Annotated in this window: 19 protein-coding genes and 1 other annotated feature; of the genes, 18 read left to right on the forward strand and 1 reads right to left on the reverse strand. The window is 41.5% G+C overall.

The window, feature by feature from the left end; all coding sequences use genetic code 11:
- From WD019_RS02535 to WD019_RS02545, 3 genes are all read left to right on the forward strand, one after another.
- A partial coding sequence (locus WD019_RS02535) for a PilN domain-containing protein (protein WP_425710559.1) occupies nt 1–480 on the forward strand: 480 nt, incomplete at its 5' end.
- Nucleotides 477–1,271 carry a hypothetical protein gene (locus WD019_RS02540; RefSeq protein ID WP_425710560.1) on the forward strand — a complete coding sequence of 265 codons (795 nt, stop codon included), beginning with the start codon at nt 477–479 and terminating at the stop codon, nt 1,269–1,271. The genes WD019_RS02535 and WD019_RS02540, both read left to right, overlap by 4 nt.
- A 101-nt stretch (nt 1,272–1,372) precedes the next feature.
- Nucleotides 1,373–2,401 (forward strand): hypothetical protein, encoded by a 1,029-nt coding sequence (locus WD019_RS02545; RefSeq protein WP_425710561.1) that lies wholly within the window; start codon nt 1,373–1,375, stop codon nt 2,399–2,401.
- A gap of 43 nt (nt 2,402–2,444) precedes the next feature.
- Here WD019_RS02545 and WD019_RS02550 read toward each other — a convergent pair whose 3' ends face one another.
- Nucleotides 2,445–2,990 carry a hypothetical protein gene (locus tag WD019_RS02550; RefSeq protein WP_425710562.1) on the reverse strand — a complete coding sequence of 182 codons (546 nt, stop codon included), beginning with the start codon at nt 2,988–2,990 and terminating at the stop codon, nt 2,445–2,447.
- A 270-nt stretch (nt 2,991–3,260) separates the two neighbouring features.
- On the opposite strand from WD019_RS02550, the gene WD019_RS02555 reads away from it, so the two are divergent.
- The 15 genes from WD019_RS02555 to obgE all read left to right on the forward strand — a co-directional run bounded on the left by WD019_RS02555 (nt 3,261) and on the right by obgE (nt 15,009).
- Nucleotides 3,261–3,848 (forward strand): Maf family protein, encoded by a 588-nt coding sequence (locus WD019_RS02555; RefSeq protein ID WP_026676447.1) that lies wholly within the window; start codon nt 3,261–3,263, stop codon nt 3,846–3,848.
- Between the two features lie 33 nt (nt 3,849–3,881).
- Entirely contained in the window at nt 3,882–4,553 is a 672-nt protein-coding gene (gene radC / locus WD019_RS02560) for a RadC family protein (protein ID WP_081412582.1), read from the forward strand.
- Between the two features lie 74 nt (nt 4,554–4,627).
- Nucleotides 4,628–5,665, forward strand: a complete 1,038-nt coding sequence (locus tag WD019_RS02565) for a rod shape-determining protein (RefSeq protein ID WP_026676445.1) — start codon at nt 4,628–4,630, stop codon at nt 5,663–5,665.
- A 14-nt stretch (nt 5,666–5,679) separates the two neighbouring features.
- Nucleotides 5,680–6,555, forward strand: coding sequence for a rod shape-determining protein MreC (mreC, locus tag WD019_RS02570; RefSeq protein WP_026676444.1), 876 nt, complete (start codon nt 5,680–5,682; stop codon nt 6,553–6,555).
- On the forward strand, nt 6,555–7,070 hold the full coding sequence (gene mreD / locus WD019_RS02575) for a rod shape-determining protein MreD (protein ID WP_425710563.1): 516 nt from the start codon (nt 6,555–6,557) through the stop codon (nt 7,068–7,070). Before mreC ends, mreD begins: the two co-directional genes overlap by 1 nt.
- A 60-nt stretch (nt 7,071–7,130) precedes the next feature.
- Complete coding sequence (gene minC / locus WD019_RS02580) at nt 7,131–7,805, forward strand: septum site-determining protein MinC (RefSeq protein ID WP_425710564.1); 675 nt, start codon at nt 7,131–7,133, stop codon at nt 7,803–7,805.
- A gap of 39 nt (nt 7,806–7,844) precedes the next feature.
- Nucleotides 7,845–8,639, forward strand: a complete 795-nt coding sequence (minD, locus tag WD019_RS02585; RefSeq protein ID WP_026676441.1) for a septum site-determining protein MinD — start codon at nt 7,845–7,847, stop codon at nt 8,637–8,639.
- 104 nt (nt 8,640–8,743) lie between these two features.
- A complete protein-coding gene (locus WD019_RS02590; protein WP_425710565.1) occupies nt 8,744–9,502 on the forward strand; it encodes a peptidoglycan DD-metalloendopeptidase family protein in 759 nt (252 codons plus the stop codon).
- Nucleotides 9,495–10,358, forward strand: coding sequence for a M50 family metallopeptidase (locus tag WD019_RS02595; RefSeq protein WP_425710566.1), 864 nt, complete (start codon nt 9,495–9,497; stop codon nt 10,356–10,358). Before WD019_RS02590 ends, WD019_RS02595 begins: the two co-directional genes overlap by 8 nt.
- 97 nt (nt 10,359–10,455) lie before the next feature.
- Nucleotides 10,456–11,952: an Rne/Rng family ribonuclease gene (locus tag WD019_RS02600; RefSeq protein ID WP_425710567.1), complete on the forward strand. Its 1,497-nt coding sequence runs from the start codon at nt 10,456–10,458 to the stop codon at nt 11,950–11,952.
- A gap of 48 nt (nt 11,953–12,000) precedes the next feature.
- Nucleotides 12,001–12,070, forward strand: a sequence feature (ribosomal protein L21 leader region).
- 14 nt (nt 12,071–12,084) lie between these two features.
- Nucleotides 12,085–12,393 carry a 50S ribosomal protein L21 gene (gene rplU / locus WD019_RS02605; protein WP_026676437.1) on the forward strand — a complete coding sequence of 103 codons (309 nt, stop codon included), beginning with the start codon at nt 12,085–12,087 and terminating at the stop codon, nt 12,391–12,393.
- A 5-nt stretch (nt 12,394–12,398) separates the two neighbouring features.
- Nucleotides 12,399–12,743, forward strand: coding sequence for a ribosomal-processing cysteine protease Prp (locus tag WD019_RS02610; protein WP_026676436.1), 345 nt, complete (start codon nt 12,399–12,401; stop codon nt 12,741–12,743).
- A 36-nt stretch (nt 12,744–12,779) separates the two neighbouring features.
- The gene (gene rpmA, locus WD019_RS02615; protein WP_026676435.1) at nt 12,780–13,070 is read left to right on the forward strand and encodes a 50S ribosomal protein L27; all 291 of its coding nucleotides are present in this window, start codon (nt 12,780–12,782) and stop codon (nt 13,068–13,070) included.
- Between the two features lie 79 nt (nt 13,071–13,149).
- Nucleotides 13,150–13,686, forward strand: coding sequence for a Spo0B domain-containing protein (locus tag WD019_RS02620; RefSeq protein ID WP_425710568.1), 537 nt, complete (start codon nt 13,150–13,152; stop codon nt 13,684–13,686).
- A 36-nt stretch (nt 13,687–13,722) separates the two neighbouring features.
- Nucleotides 13,723–15,009, forward strand: a complete 1,287-nt coding sequence (obgE, locus tag WD019_RS02625) for a GTPase ObgE (protein ID WP_425710569.1) — start codon at nt 13,723–13,725, stop codon at nt 15,007–15,009.
- Nucleotides 15,010–15,029: the final 20 nt, after the last annotated feature.

Genomic DNA, 15,029 nt, shown 5'->3' on the forward strand with positions numbered 1-15,029 from the left:
AGGGCGGCATGGACGTCTATTGAACAGCAAAAAGTTGATACTGCCACACACCTGATTGAAATGGCACAGAAAAAAAAGAACGTTCAAGTCAAACCGAATGCAGCTCAAATCTTGCGAACGAATATCGATTGGGTTCATTCCAATCAACGTTCGACGGTCAAGCTGTTGGACCATCTCGTTTCGTTATTGCCCAAACGGGGATATTTCATCAGCTACGAGTATAAAGATGGCAGTACGGTCGATCTTTCGGTTCAATTTGATACGCTTGATGAGACTGCACAATATTTACATGATCTGACAGAATCGCCATTTATTCATGAGGCTACACTTCTTGAAGTCACTACGGCTTCATTAGAACAAGATGAAAATGATGCAGGCTCAAACACATCTACTGATCCATTCTCGGTGCTGCCGCGATATATTGCCAAATACGAACTGAACATGAACACGAACGCGCTACAAGCAAGGAAGAAAGGATGATTCGTTTGGCAAGACGCTTTAATTTAACAATAATCTTGACGATAAGCTGCCTCATTCTCTTACTTGGCTTAGTCAGCTATTTATACGTTGGGGTATACCGGCCGTTACATCATCAGTTAAACGAGGCGAAAGCGGAAGCAGCGGGTAAGGAAAAGGAATTGCAGCGATTGGAAAATAGTAAACATAAGAAAAAGAAGGTTGCTCCAATCAACATTGCTTTGTTGCAACAGGAAGTTCCCGTTAAACCGTTAGTGGATCAGTTTTTGTTGCAGTTAAAGAGAGCTGAAACCGTTTCAGGCTGCTCGATTGCAACGATGAAATTTGGAGATGGAGAAGCGGAGCAAGTGCAGCCGGATCGAAATACGGACGAAAATAATCCGCCGGCTGCTGATAGCAACAAGCCGCAATCGAGCACTGTAAATGGCGTGAATGAAGCGGTAACAACGAATGGCACGGAACAAAAGAAAACAAAGCTTGAGGGCATGCCTGAAGAGTTAAAGCAAGTCAACGTAAGCCTGGAAGTGAAAGTCCCTGATTATAACGCGTGGAAAAAGTTTCTCTCCGAGATCGAATCATCGAAAAGAATTACCTACATTACTGCAATAAAGTTTGCGGGGCCTCAAGAGTCGACCGGGATGTCTACTGCAGCGGAGCCATTAACGTACTCTGTCGAGCTCTCGGCCTTTTATTTGCCAGAACTGACGGAATTGGTTAAAGAGTTGCCAGAGTCTCATTACGATCTGCCATCCGGTAAAGAAAATCCATTATTCACTACGCCTAAAGCGCGCTAATCAATAGCAAGAGGATTTAAACCTCCTGCTATTTTTCTTGTTCTATTAACTACTTCTTTTACATACGATTTAGTAGATGATAGATAAAGGAGCGGGTTTGATTGAAGGATCAACGGCAAATTACAGTGCTTATTAATGGGCAAGATAAGCCGCTTAAAGAGACAGGAGAAGGATCCGTGAATACGGCAGAAGAATTAGCTGCATCCGTTTATTCGGATTCTGTGCCTAAAACATTCACCGCCGAGGAAGAAGGGAAAGTTCTTGATTTTCAAGCGATTCTAGAGCGGAAGTCGTCAATCGAATTTCCACAAGTGAAACAAAAAAAGAAAAAGAAAATGACATGGAGACCGGGACGGTTACCGGTAAAGAAAAAAAGCGCTCCTCGTTTTTCAAAGCAATTGCTTATGGCGGTTATAGGAGCGGTTGTCATCGGCTCAGGGTTCGGTGCCGTCCTTTTAATGTTATTTACGGGTGAACTTTCCGGGGCAAAAGGAGAAGTGACCGCAAACCTGCCAGCAAGTGGTGTTGTGCAAACTTCGAAAGTAGCCATACATGATATCGCGCTTGATTTTCATGTCGCACAGGGCGGGATTTATCAATCGAAGGAGACGGCAAACCGATTGGCGAGCAGCATTCGTGCGAAAGGATATGCCGCGACTGTTTACGAACTGGATAGCCGTTATTTTGTTTATATTGGGGTGGGAAATAATGAAGAGCAGGCAAAATCGCTCGCTGACATGTATAAAAACAATGGAATTGACGTGTACATGAAGCCGTTAAATGTGACGTATAAACAACTGAAGGCCACGAACAAGCAGGATGAAGCGTTTTTTGTGAATGGGAAAATTTTGCTTCAAAACATGATAACACTGGCGAAGGCCCCATCTTCCAGCAAGGGAAGTGAACAATCGATCCAAAAAGATTTTTCCAGCTGGAAAGATTATTTAAATCAACAGAAGGGCAGCTGGAACACAAAGCAGAAGCAAGCCGCTTTACATTATGAAAAGGATCTTGAACAGACGTTGAAACAGTTAGGAAGCAAATCAAATGGGGAAGTAAATTGGAAATTCCAACAATCTGCGTTAAACAGCCTTGTCTCCTATACGAAGCTTCTTGATACGTTGAAATAAGCTCTACCGGGTAAAAAATAAATTTTACCCGGTCGCTTTAGTTTTAAAATGAAGTTTTTATTTTCGTTTCGAATTCCTGAACTGTTAAAGCGTTTAATTCATTAAAACCGGAACCTTCAAGTGCAATCGTTTTACCACCGATAATCGGGTAAACCCCTTGCCATCCGCCAACAAGTATATACTGTTTCGTTCCTTTTAACGGTTTAAGGAATGCGATATATTCTCCTTCTGCCATTGGTCCAGGATACACTTTATTTAACGGATTTTCCGGAGCGGGTAGTGGATCAATGCCGGTCGATACGACAGAAATAATCTGTGGTCCGCTGCCTTTGATATATCTTTTCGTTTGAAAGCTTTGAACGAAATTTACAAGCTTGCCGCCTTGTACCGATTTCCCCAGCGAACGCTCCAGATGGGCTGTATTAAACCAGCCAAATGCGATGATGGTCGACTCATTCCGCAATTCTTTCAAATTTGCCATTGGCTTCGTATCGACAACAACTGTAGGAACGCCAGGTTGCCTGGCGTTTGCGTTTGTGTGAAAACCTAAAAAAATGAGCAAACAAATAACCGTTTTCAACAGTTTCATAACGAATCACCTCTTTTTCTATTGTTCATAACCATCAGTGCCATTATGTATTACAAAGTGGTTACAATTGAAAAAAATTAGTCATAAACTGGCGGAAAATGACGAAAGACTAAAAGAAGCAATTTAACGATACAAATTATTGTCTAATTTTAGGGGATTTGATATGCTAAAGGTAAGCCCTTTTCAATTAGACATGATGTAATAACGTTTAAAAGGAGATAATTTTTTCCTCAATCCTTTTAAACAACTTCTAAAAAAGGGTGAGATTTCATGCCAAACCTCATTTTAGCCTCTTCTTCTCCTCGGAGAAAAGAACTTCTATCTATGGCCGATTTTCTATTTGAAGTGATTCCAAGCCGTATTGAAGAGGTCATGGATCCTACTTTATCCCCGGACAAACTCGTTTGTTCACTTGCCGAACAAAAAGCCAGAGATGTGTTTGAGTCCCATCCGGAATGTGTCGTTTTAGGTGCGGATACGATTGTCGTCTTTGGCGGCCAAATGCTTGGAAAGCCGAAAGACCGGGAAGAAGCGATAGCAATACTTACAATGTTATCCGGACAAACCCACTCGGTTTATACGGGCAATTGCATCATTTCAAAAGACAAGATCAGTTTGTTTTCCGACCGGACGGAAGTTACTTTTTGGCCATTAACGGAAAAAGAAATTTTGCACTATGTGAATAGCGGAGAACCAATGGATAAAGCGGGAGGATACGGCATTCAAGGAAGAGGTGCGACTCTCGTTCAATCGATCAACGGCGATTTTTACAATGTGATGGGGCTACCAATCTCGAAGGTTGTTCGAGAACTTGAATCGTTTGGTATCAGCGCAGTCAGTCAAAGAGATATCAAATAAGGAGGAAAGACGTAAGTGGAAAGTACACCGCTTATGATTCGAGATTATCCCGCCCATGAAAGACCGCGTGAAAGAATGCTAAATGAAGGCCCTGAAGCATTATCGAATCAAGAGTTGCTTGCGATATTGCTAAGGACTGGAACAAAGAAGGAATCGGTTTTGCATCTGGCAAACCGAATCGTTCAACATTTTGAAGGATTGCGTATGTTGAAAAATGCGACGATTGGGGAATTAAAAGAAATTAATGGCATTGGTGATGTAAAAGCGGTAGAATTAATAGCGGCAATTGAACTTGGAAGAAGAATTAGCCGGCTTCAATTTGATGAACGTTATGCCATTCGTTCACCGGAAGATGGCGCCAATTATTTAATGGATGAACTTCGCTTTCTTGAACAAGAACATTTCGTCTGTCTCTACTTAAATACGAAAAACCAGGTCATTCACAAGAAAACGATTTTTATTGGCAGTTTGAATTCTTCTATTGTTCATCCGCGGGAAGTATTTAAAGAAGGAATTCGCCGGTCCGCTGCGTCATTGATTTGTTTTCACAATCATCCAAGCGGCGATCCCTCGCCAAGCAGTGAAGATATAGATGTGACAAAGCGATTGGTCGAGTGCGGAAAGATTCTCGGAATCGAAATGCTCGATCATATTATTATCGGTGATCGAAAATATGTCAGTTTAAAAGAAAAAGGGTATGTTTAACATTGTCTTTTTTGCCCCGCTTGTCGTATAATCATATTTATGAGTTTTGCTTGATATGAAAGGAGTTTACATAAATGTTTGGTGGATTTTCAAAAGACTTAGGGATTGACTTAGGAACAGCAAACACCCTTGTATACGTGAAGGGGAAGGGTGTTGTTGTGCGTGAACCTTCCGTTGTTGCGCTGCGTACAGATACAGGATCAATTGAAGCTGTAGGTAATGCCGCAAAAAATATGATCGGGCGTACACCCGGAAACATCGTTGCAGTAAGACCGATGAAAGACGGGGTTATTGCAGATTTTGAAACGACAGCTACAATGATGAAATATTTTATTCAACAGGCGCAAAAGAACCGTTCGGTGTTTGCTAGAAAACCAAACGTTATGGTATGTGTGCCTTCAGGCATTACAGCTGTTGAAAAGCGTGCCGTAGAAGATGCGACAAAACAGGCCGGGGCAAGAGAGGCTTTTACCATTGAAGAACCTTTTGCAGCCGCGATCGGAGCGGATCTTCCTGTTTGGGAACCGACCGGAAGCATGGTTGTTGATATTGGCGGTGGAACGACTGAAGTTGCAATCATTTCTCTTGGTGGAATTGTAACGAGCCAATCGATCCGAGTCGCCGGTGATGAAATGGACGACGCGATTATTCAATATATTAAAAAGACGTACAATTTAATGATTGGGGAACGTACAGCTGAGACATTGAAACTTGAGATCGGTTCCGCCGGTTCGGCTGAAGGTGTACAAGATATGGATATCCGTGGGCGAGATTTGTTGACGGGTCTGCCGAAAACGATTACGATTACAGCTGAAGAAGTTTCCGGTGCACTTCGTGACACGGTAAACAGCATTATGGATGCGGTTAAAGTGACGCTTGAGAAGACTCCTCCGGAACTTGCGGCTGACATTATGGACCGAGGCATTGTATTGACAGGTGGCGGGGCGCTCTTGCGTAACCTTGATAAAGTGATTAGCGAAGAAACGAAAATGCCTGTCATTGTTGCAGAAAATGCCCTTGACTGTGTAGCGATCGGAACAGGCCGCGCGCTTGAGAACTTACACCTTTTCCACTCTAAAGCGGGGATTACCGCACGTAAATCAAAGGTTTAAGAAGGTGTTAAATCATGCCACAGTTTTTTTCCAATAAGCGGCTTATTATTCTTCTCGTAAGTATTATTATTTTAGTGGCACTGATTGGTTTTTCAATGAAAGATCGTGAAGAATTAACATGGCCGGAGAAATTTTTAAAAGATACGGTAGGATTCACCCAATCTATCTTTTATAAACCCGCTAACTTAGTAGCGGGTTTCTTTGAGAATATCGGTGAAATGAAAAATATGTATCATGAAAACAAGCTCTTGAAAGCTAAATTGGACGAATATGCCCAGATGGCTGTCGATGTCAAACGATTGAATAAGGAAAATAAAGACCTCAGAAAGCAGCTAGGGATTCAAGGAGATCTCTCAGACTATAAGGTGAGACAGGCGACCGTCATTGGCCGCTCCCCTGATAAATGGAATAAATTTATTTTCATTGATAAAGGGTCAAATGCCGGTGTTCAGCCGAAAATGGCCGTTCGGACGACGGAAGGATTCATTGGCAAAGTTGTTAAGGTTGGAGCGTTTTATTCAACCGTCCAACTGATAAGCGATAACGATCGAACCAACCGCGTTTCCGCCATTGTTCAAGGAAACAAACGTGTTTTTGGTACAATTGAAGGCTATGATGACAAAAAACGAAGATTGCTTTTAAAGAAGATCCCGATTGAAGCGAAAGTTAAAAAAGGGCAAAAAGTCGTGACGAGCGGATTGGGCGAAGTGTTCCCAAGCGGTTTATTGATCGGGGAAGTAACCGATGTGAAACCGGACGAATATGGCTTGACCAAAACGGCTTATGTAAAGCCTGCAGCTGATTTGTACGATCTCGACCATGTGATGATTTTAGATCGAACAGCGCAAAAGTTAGATGAAAACGTGTTGAACGAGAAGGGGGAAGAATAATGTACCGCATTCTTCTTCCTTTTCTTACCTATATTGCTTTTGTTTTTGAAAGTACCGTAATGCAAGTCGTTAATCCCAAACAGGATTGGGGAATTCTATTAATCCCTCATTTTTCACTCGTAATCATTATTTTCGTAGCGAGTTATTTAAAGCCTTCTTATGGGATTGTTTACGGATTAATATTTGGGTTGTTAACTGATTTAATGTACACAGATTTAATCGGCATTTACATGTTTTCAACCGCACTGGTCGCTTATATTACCGCGGTTTTATCCAGATTTTTGTTTGGGAATCTATTTGTAACGCTCGTTCTTACGATATTAGGTGTTGCCGTGCTTGAGTTTTTAGTTTATGGGCTTAATACTTTAGTTGGGGTTGCAAATGAGAGTGTCGATCTTTTTCTTTATAATCGACTAATCTCAACTCTCATTTTAAACGGAGTATTTGCGATACTCATTTATTATCCACTCCTTAAATTTTTGCGAAAAATGAAAGATAGCATCGGTGAAAATTAGGTGTGCAGAAGGTTTTTTAACATTTTCGTCGAATGTTAACATGTTGAGGTGAACGATAGGATGCAAAAACAACTCCAACATCATGTAACCATTAAAGGAACGAAAGATGGCCTCACTTTGCTCTTGGATGATACATGTTCGTTCGGGCAGCTCGTTGAAGAGCTTGAAAATAAATTATCGGCGGACCATGGTCAATTATTTAACGGGCCGCTTATTACTGTAAGGGTAAAAACGGGGAATCGCTATTTAACGGATGAACAGTGTGATACCATTCGCGAAATTATTGGTCAGAAGAAAAATTTACTTGTCGATCAATTTGAATCGAATGTCATTACGAAGGCCGAAGCCGAAGAAATGAAAAAAGATGCTACAGTCGTCACCGTTTCAAAAGTGATTCGTTCCGGCCAGGTTTTAAGCGTACAGGGGGATCTCCTTTTAATCGGAGATGTCAACCCGGGAGGTATGATTAAGGCGACGGGAAATATATTCGTGTTAGGAGCGCTCAATGGGATGGCCCATGGCGGATGCACCGGTAACAGGCAGGCAGTTATCGCGGCATCCCTCATGAAACCATCACAGCTTCGGATTGCAGAGTTGATTAATCGGGCACCGGATCATTATGACGAAGCAGGTCACGAAATGGAATGTGCTTATATTCCTGATGATGACGAGCGCATTGTAATTGAACGATTAAGTATCGTACATAAAATCAGACCCAATTTGAATCGTTTGTAGCGGATGGACTTCGCATTCATATAGAAAGGGGAATAAAGCATGGGAGAGGCAATCGTTATTACGTCTGGAAAAGGTGGAGTTGGCAAGACGACAACTTCTGCTAATATTGGTACATCTCTTGCCCTTTCAGGCAAAAAAGTTTGTTTAGTGGATACAGATATCGGTCTTCGCAATCTTGATGTGTTAATGGGTCTGGAAAACCGAATTATTTATGATCTCGTTGATGTTGTGGAGGGACGCTGCAAGCTTCATCAAGCTTTAATTAAAGATAAACGTTTTGAATGCCTGTATTTGCTTCCAGCTGCACAAACAAAGGATAAATCGTCCGTTCAGCCTGAGCAAATGAAACAAATTATTCAAGAATTAAAGCAAGATTATGATTATATCATTATTGACTGTCCTGCCGGAATTGAACAGGGATTCAAAAACGCGGTTGCCGGTGCGGATAAGTCGATTGTTGTGACCAATCCTGAAACAGCATCTGTTCGTGATGCGGACCGGATTATCGGGCTCCTGGAACAAGAAGATGTTGAGCCACCGAAGCTCATTGTGAACCGCGTACGAAGCAATTTGATGAAAAGCGGGGACAGCCTCGATGTCGATGAAATCGTCTCCATTTTAGCGATTGAATTAATCGGAGTTGTTGTCGATGACGAAAATGTCATTAAAGCAGCAAATAAAGGAGAGCCAATTGCGTTAAATCCAAATAGCAAAGCATCGATCGCCTACCGCAACATCGCAAGGCGGATATTGGGCGAATCGGTTCCTTTGACGCCAATTGAAGAGGAAAAAGGCTTCTTTTCTAAGATTAAGATGCTATTAGGAATGAAGTAAGAAACGGAGGGGAATTCCAATTTCTCTCCGTTTTTTTTGTAATAACTTCTCCGGACAAGTCATAGGATGAGGTAAATACTTTATGGACGGGGGGGTTGCCGGTCGTGAGAAATCGTGCTGATGAAATACGACAGCGCTACAGGGATCGAATAAAATCAAGTTCAGTAGTCGAAAATCATTATTCATATCCAAAAAACATTCATTTCGAAGAAGATGATGATCAAGAAAAAAAGAAACATCCGCTTTTTCATTTTCCATTCTTCTTATTTCAAATACTCGTTTCTATTTGTTTGTTTTTAGCAGTGGGGATTGCATTTAAAAATCATAATGATGAGGCCATAAAAGCACAGCGATTTGTGAAGAAATTATATAACGAGGAATTTCAATTTGCGTCCGTGAAAAAATGGTATGAAAACCAGTTTGGAAAACCACTTGCTCTTTTTCCGGATAAACAAAAGACATCGACATCCAACGATAAGACGAAATTGGCAAAGAAAAATGATTTTTCTGTACCAGTTAACGGAAGAGTATATGAAAGCTTCCAAAAAAACGGAAAGGGTATTTTAATTGAAACGGGCAAAAATTCAAATGTTGATACGTTGAAAGATGGCTATGTTACGTTTGTTGGCGATAAAGGGAATTTAGGGAAAACAGTCATCATCCAGCATAGCGATGGAGAAGAATCGTGGTATGGAATGCTTGATAGTGTGAATCGCCAGATTAAACTGTACAGCTACATTAAAAGCGGCATAACGCTTGGAAAAGTGACGCCAAATAAAGATGGGAAAACGGGTACGTATTATTTAGCGATTAAAAAAGGAGATGAATTCATCGATCCAAGCAAGGTGATCAATTTTGAATAATTTCTTTTTTTCTTATTTAAAAAAGGTGAAAATTAATCCTTTATTCTGGCTTGTCATCGGGCTTGCGCTAATGACTGGCCACTTTCGGCAAATGATTCTTTTGTTTCTGATTGTTTTTTTTCATGAGATGGGTCATTTTATGGGGGCTCATCTTTTTCAATGGCGAATTAAAAAAGTAGAATTGCTGCCATTTGGGGGCGTCGCGGAAGTAGATGAACACGGAAATCGGCCTTTTCAAGAAGAGTTTATCATTACTATTCTCGGACCCTTGCAGCACATATGGATGATTGGGGTATCCTTTCTTTTATGGCATTTTGGCGTTTGGACGAATAGCGAACATGAATGGTTCCTCCACATGAATATGACAATCGTTTGTTTTAATTTATTACCGATTATGCCACTCGATGGCGGGAAACTGCTTTTTATTTTCTTTGCCCGCTATCTCCCTTTTAAAAGAGCGCATTCTCTATTTCTTATCGTTTCATTTCTTTTTTTGCTTCTCTTTTTCATCGTGTTCGTTTCACGCAATCCGCTTCACTTAAATTCATGGATCATTTTTATTTTTTTAGTCATTACCCATTTTTTCGAATGGAAGCAGCGCCCTTATGTATTTATGCGTTTTCTGATGGAACGAATTTATCACGCTTCTTCTTCCTCACGTAAAGAAAAAAAGCTTATTTATGTTGATCGGAATACCATTGTTTCTGATGTTCTTGCCCTGTTTCAAAAAGGGGTTTACCATGTGATCATCATAAAAGAGCCGCTTCGAAAAAAAGAGATTGAAGAAAAGCAATTGTTAGATGTCTATTTTGCTTCCAATCAAGTGCAATGTGCGATCGGCCGCCTTTTTCGATAAACGAAAAAGAGGGGTCTTTCTTTGTATTGGTCTGTTCGGCCGGAATGTTTTATTATGATAAAATAAAAGCAGTATGATTGAAGTGAGGTCTTGAAGTTTGGATATAAAAATTATTATCGATGCCCGAATGATTGAAAAGCGGATCGCTATATTGGAAAATGGCAAGCTGGTTGATTTAAAGATAGAACGGCCAAGCAGTCAGCCGATGCCAGGCTCCATCTATAAAGGGCGAGTGACAAAGGTGTTGCCCGGTATGCAGGCGGCCTTTGTCGACATTGGAACGGAAAAAAACGGATTTATTCATCGCGATGATTTAGTTTCTTTTCAACGATCTTCTTATGATCATGGAAAAAAACAGCAAATGAACATTTCATCGTTTGTTAAAGAAGGGGAAGAACTGCTCGTACAAGTCGTGAAAGAGGAGTTTGGCACAAAAGGCGCGAAACTGACGGGAATGCTTTCGATTCCAGGCCGTCATCTTGTTTACTTGCCTAAATCCGCCCATGTAGGGGTTTCAAAGAAAATAAAAAGCAGCGATGAACGGGAAAAGTGGCGGGAAATCGGCCAAAAGTGGGTCGGAGATGAAGACGGGATGATTTTTCGGACATCAAGCGAAGGACAGAATGACAAAGCGCTGAAAATAGAATATGATCATTTAGCCCGGCAATATGAAGCGATCATTCAACAGGTGGAAGCGGCAAAATGCCCATCCCTTATTCATCAAGAAAATAATTGGTATGAGCGGATTGGCCGTTACATCGTCACTAAATCCGTTGAAGAAATAATTATAGATGATCGTGATGGATATGAAACATTATTGAAATGGGCAGAAAATGCCTCCGGCTTGAAAGAAAAAATAAAATTATATACAGGGAAAGAAAATATTTTTGCTCATTATGCTATTGAAAGTGAAATTGAAAAAGCCTTATGGCCTCACGTCTGGTTAAAAAATGGCGCTTCATTGCGAATTGATCATACGGAAGCGTTAACCGTCATCGATGTCAATACGGATAAATACATAGGAAGAACGAACAGACAGGAAACCGTGTTAAATACAAATTTGCTTGCAGCAGAAGAGATCGCCAGGCAGCTCCGTCTTCGTGACATTAGCGGTATGATTGTAATTGATTTTATTACAATGAAGGAAAAAGAAGATCAGAGCAAAGTCATCGCCGCTTTAAAAAGATGGCTAACGAATGATCCAATGACAACGGTGATTTACGGTTTTACCGCAATGGGTGTCCTTGAACTTACGAGGAAGAAGGAAAGGCGCCCGCTATATGATGTATTATCAAGTAAATGCCCTGTCTGTTCGGGGACGGGTCATGTTCTTTCGGCGGAAACTATAGCGTATCAACTCGAACGTGCCTTATGGGAGCGGCGCTTTATGGATGAGGAAGGAATCTGGATAGAATGCTCGGGGCAAGTGGCAGGGCTCCTTAAAGAAAAGTATGGTGAAGAGCTAAATGAGCTCGAAAATATATTAAATTATAAAATCACGATGACAGAGACGGAATATCCTTATGCGAAATTTGAAATTCGTCATGTCGGCACAATCGATGAAATACAAAAAAGAATCAACCGATATCATTGACAATCATGGATCAAACGTGGTATGATTCTTCCGTTAGTGTTTTTGGAGCACCCGCTCCAACCGCGCAGATCAGGTTTTAAGCATTGATGCACCTGTGATGGCGAGTCTGAGTTTAAGAGGAGGTGCACATCGATGTACGCAATTATTCAAACGGGTGGTAAACAACTTAAAGTTGAAGAAGGTCAAGCAATTTACGTTGAGAAGCTTGATGTTGAAGCCGGCGAAACTGTAACATTTGAAGATGTTCTTATGATTGGCGGAGACAACCTTAAAGTAGGTTCTCCTTTAGTGGAAGGTGCGACTGTAACTGGCAAAGTTGAAAAGCATGGTCGCGAAAAGAAAGTGATCGTTTACAAGTTTAAAGCGAAGAAAAACTATCGCCGCAAACAAGGTCACCGTCAACCGTACACTAAAGTTGTAATCGAAAAAATCAACGGTTAATTCCAATGATTAAAGTTTCGATTATTCGAAATCAAAATGGCGTTATCCGCTCCTTTATAATGAAAGGACATGCGGAGTCCGGACCCTATGGACAAGACCTTGTCTGTGCTGGAGCATCTGCTGTGTCATTCGGAACGATTAATGCTATTGAAGAGCTCTGTCAGTTTACTCCGGATGTAGAAACACGCGAAGATGGCGGTTTCTTGCGGATGGATTTACCTGATATGGCTTGCGATGAACCTTTTCGTAAAGCCCAGGTTTTATTAGAAGGTATGATCGTATCGTTAAAGACGATAGAACGTGACTATAGTCAATATATTCAAGTCAATGAAGAAAAAAAGCGGATTTGACCGCTGAAGATACTCAAATAGCAGGAGGTGGAACAAATGCTTAAATTGAATCTTCAATACTTCGCATCTAAAAAAGGTGTTGGTAGCACAAAGAACGGTCGTGACTCCATCTCTAAGCGTCTTGGTGCGAAACGTGCAGACGGACAATTTGTAACAGGTGGTTCTATTCTTTACCGTCAACGCGGTACGAAAATCTACCCTGGAACAAATGTAGGTAAAGGCGGAGACGATACTCTTTTCGCGAAGGTAGACGGTGTCGTTCGTTTCGAACGTCTTGGTCGAGATCGTAAAAAAGTAAGCGTATATCCAATCGCAAACGAAGCGTAAGGAATTTAGCTCTAACCTGATTGGTTAGGGCTTTTTATTTTTTAAGACTTAATAAGCAATTCATGAGAAGAGGGACAATATGGCTAAAAAATGGACGACAGTTGAAGTTTTGCGCCATGCGAGACATGACTGGATGAATGATCTCCAATTAATTAAAGCGAATTTGTCATTAAATCGAATCGAGAGGGCAAATGAAATTATTGATGAGATTATTCGTTCCGCCAGAAATGAATCCAACGTAATGAATTTGAACACACCGGAGCTTTTCGAGTATTTAATTACATTTAATTGGAGCAAACATCCGATTGACTTAAAATTCCAAGTGGATGGAAAAGTCAGGGATTTGCATACATACGAAGAAACATTGCTAAATGGATGCCGGTTGATTTTGTCTTTACTTAATAGCCATGCAAGTATGAAGACGGAAAATAAAATTCGATTAACGATAGCGACTGATCCACTCCTCCTATCGTTTCATTTTACGGGTGGCATAGAGAACCGTGAAATGATGGAAGATGCCCTGGAAGATTTCAAAAAAACACATAAAACGTTTTCCATTATCGAAAGCTATATTCGTCAAGATGAATTGTTTTTGAGTCTAACGTTTGTCGATTAAAAACATATATAGTTTTACAGAAAAGAGGTGAGGAACATGTTTGTCGATCAAGTCAGAGTATTTGTCAAGGGCGGTGACGGAGGAAATGGCATGGTTGCGTTTCGTCGCGAAAAATACGTTCCAAACGGAGGTCCTGCAGGAGGCGATGGCGGACGTGGAGCAAACGTTATTTTTGAAGTTGAAGAAGGGCTCCGTACGTTAATGGACTTTCGCTACAATCGCCATTTTAAAGCTCCCCGGGGCGAACATGGAATGTCAAAAGGGATGCATGGAAAAAATGCGGAGGATATGATCGTTAAAGTGCCTCCGGGTACCGTTGTTACAGATGCGGAAACAGGACAGGTCATCGCCGACCTGGTTCATCATGGCCAGCGCGCCATCATCGCAAAAGGCGGCCGTGGCGGAAGAGGAAATACCCGTTTTGCGACGCCGGCTAACCCGGCTCCTGAAATTGCCGAAAATGGAGAGCCCGGTGAAGAAAAAGAAGTCGTTCTCGAGCTTAAGGTTTTAGCAGATGTCGGACTTGTCGGCTTTCCGAGTGTAGGAAAATCAACACTATTGTCCGTTGTCTCAGCTGCGAAACCGAAAATCGCCGCATATCATTTTACGACGATCACACCAAATCTTGGCGTAGTCGCGGTAGAAGATGGCAGAAGCTTTGTCATGGCCGACCTTCCGGGATTAATTGAAGGCGCCCATCAGGGAGTGGGCCTCGGTCACCAATTTTTGCGGCATATTGAAAGAACGAGGGTTATTCTTCATGTGATTGATATGTCCGGCATGGAAGGCCGGGATCCTTTTGACGATTATGTGAAAATCAATCAAGAATTAAAAGAATATAACCTGCGCCTGACAGAAAGGCCGCAAATTGTTGTCGCCAATAAAATGGATATTCCGGGAGCGGAAGAAAACTTAGAGCGTTTTAAAGAGCAATTAAAAGAAGAAGTGCCGGTTTTCCCGATTTCCGCTGTAACGCGAGAAGGCTTGCGCGAAGTGTTATTTGCTACAGCTGACCTATTGGAGGAAACACCTGAATTTCCGCTTATTCATGAAGAGAAAGAAGGGACGAATCGAGTCGTTTACAAGCATGAAAAAGAAGAAGCAGGGTTTTACATTACAAGAGACCCTGACGGCACCTTCGTTTTAAATGGCCCGAAAATTGAAAAACTGTTTAAAATGACGGATTTCTCCCGGGATGAATCGGTTAAACGTTTTGCAAGGCAAATGCGGTCACTCGGTGTTGATGAAGCATTGCGTGAAAGAGGCGCCGAGAATGGTGACACGATACGAATCTTAAAATATGAATTTGAATTTATTGAATAGATTGCACATTTGTGCAGTCT

It is taken from the genome of Fictibacillus sp. Mic-4 (assembly GCF_049843615.1).
GTDB lineage: Bacteria > Bacillota > Bacilli > Bacillales > Fictibacillaceae > Fictibacillus_A > Fictibacillus_A gelatini.

Excerpts from the sequence above, each read along its gene's own strand:
- WD019_RS02565 (WP_026676445.1), top strand. The coding sequence starts at position 4,628 with ATGTTTGGTGGATTTTCAAAAGACTTAGGGATTGACTTAGGAACAGCA.
- WD019_RS02620 (WP_425710568.1), top strand. The coding sequence starts at position 13,150 with ATGGCTAAAAAATGGACGACAGTTGAAGTTTTGCGCCATGCGAGACAT.
- radC (WP_081412582.1), top strand. The coding sequence starts at position 3,882 with ATGATTCGAGATTATCCCGCCCATGAAAGACCGCGTGAAAGAATGCTA.
- WD019_RS02610 (WP_026676436.1), top strand. The coding sequence starts at position 12,399 with ATGATTAAAGTTTCGATTATTCGAAATCAAAATGGCGTTATCCGCTCC.
- rpmA (WP_026676435.1), top strand. The coding sequence starts at position 12,780 with ATGCTTAAATTGAATCTTCAATACTTCGCATCTAAAAAAGGTGTTGGT.
- WD019_RS02540 (WP_425710560.1), top strand. The coding sequence starts at position 477 with ATGATTCGTTTGGCAAGACGCTTTAATTTAACAATAATCTTGACGATA.
- WD019_RS02555 (WP_026676447.1), top strand. The coding sequence starts at position 3,261 with ATGCCAAACCTCATTTTAGCCTCTTCTTCTCCTCGGAGAAAAGAACTT.
- rplU (WP_026676437.1), top strand. The coding sequence starts at position 12,085 with ATGTACGCAATTATTCAAACGGGTGGTAAACAACTTAAAGTTGAAGAA.
- mreC (WP_026676444.1), top strand. The coding sequence starts at position 5,680 with ATGCCACAGTTTTTTTCCAATAAGCGGCTTATTATTCTTCTCGTAAGT.
- obgE (WP_425710569.1), top strand. The coding sequence starts at position 13,723 with ATGTTTGTCGATCAAGTCAGAGTATTTGTCAAGGGCGGTGACGGAGGA.
- mreD (WP_425710563.1), top strand. The coding sequence starts at position 6,555 with ATGTACCGCATTCTTCTTCCTTTTCTTACCTATATTGCTTTTGTTTTT.
- minC (WP_425710564.1), top strand. The coding sequence starts at position 7,131 with ATGCAAAAACAACTCCAACATCATGTAACCATTAAAGGAACGAAAGAT.
- WD019_RS02550 (WP_425710562.1), bottom strand. The coding sequence starts at position 2,990 with ATGAAACTGTTGAAAACGGTTATTTGTTTGCTCATTTTTTTAGGTTTT.
- minD (WP_026676441.1), top strand. The coding sequence starts at position 7,845 with ATGGGAGAGGCAATCGTTATTACGTCTGGAAAAGGTGGAGTTGGCAAG.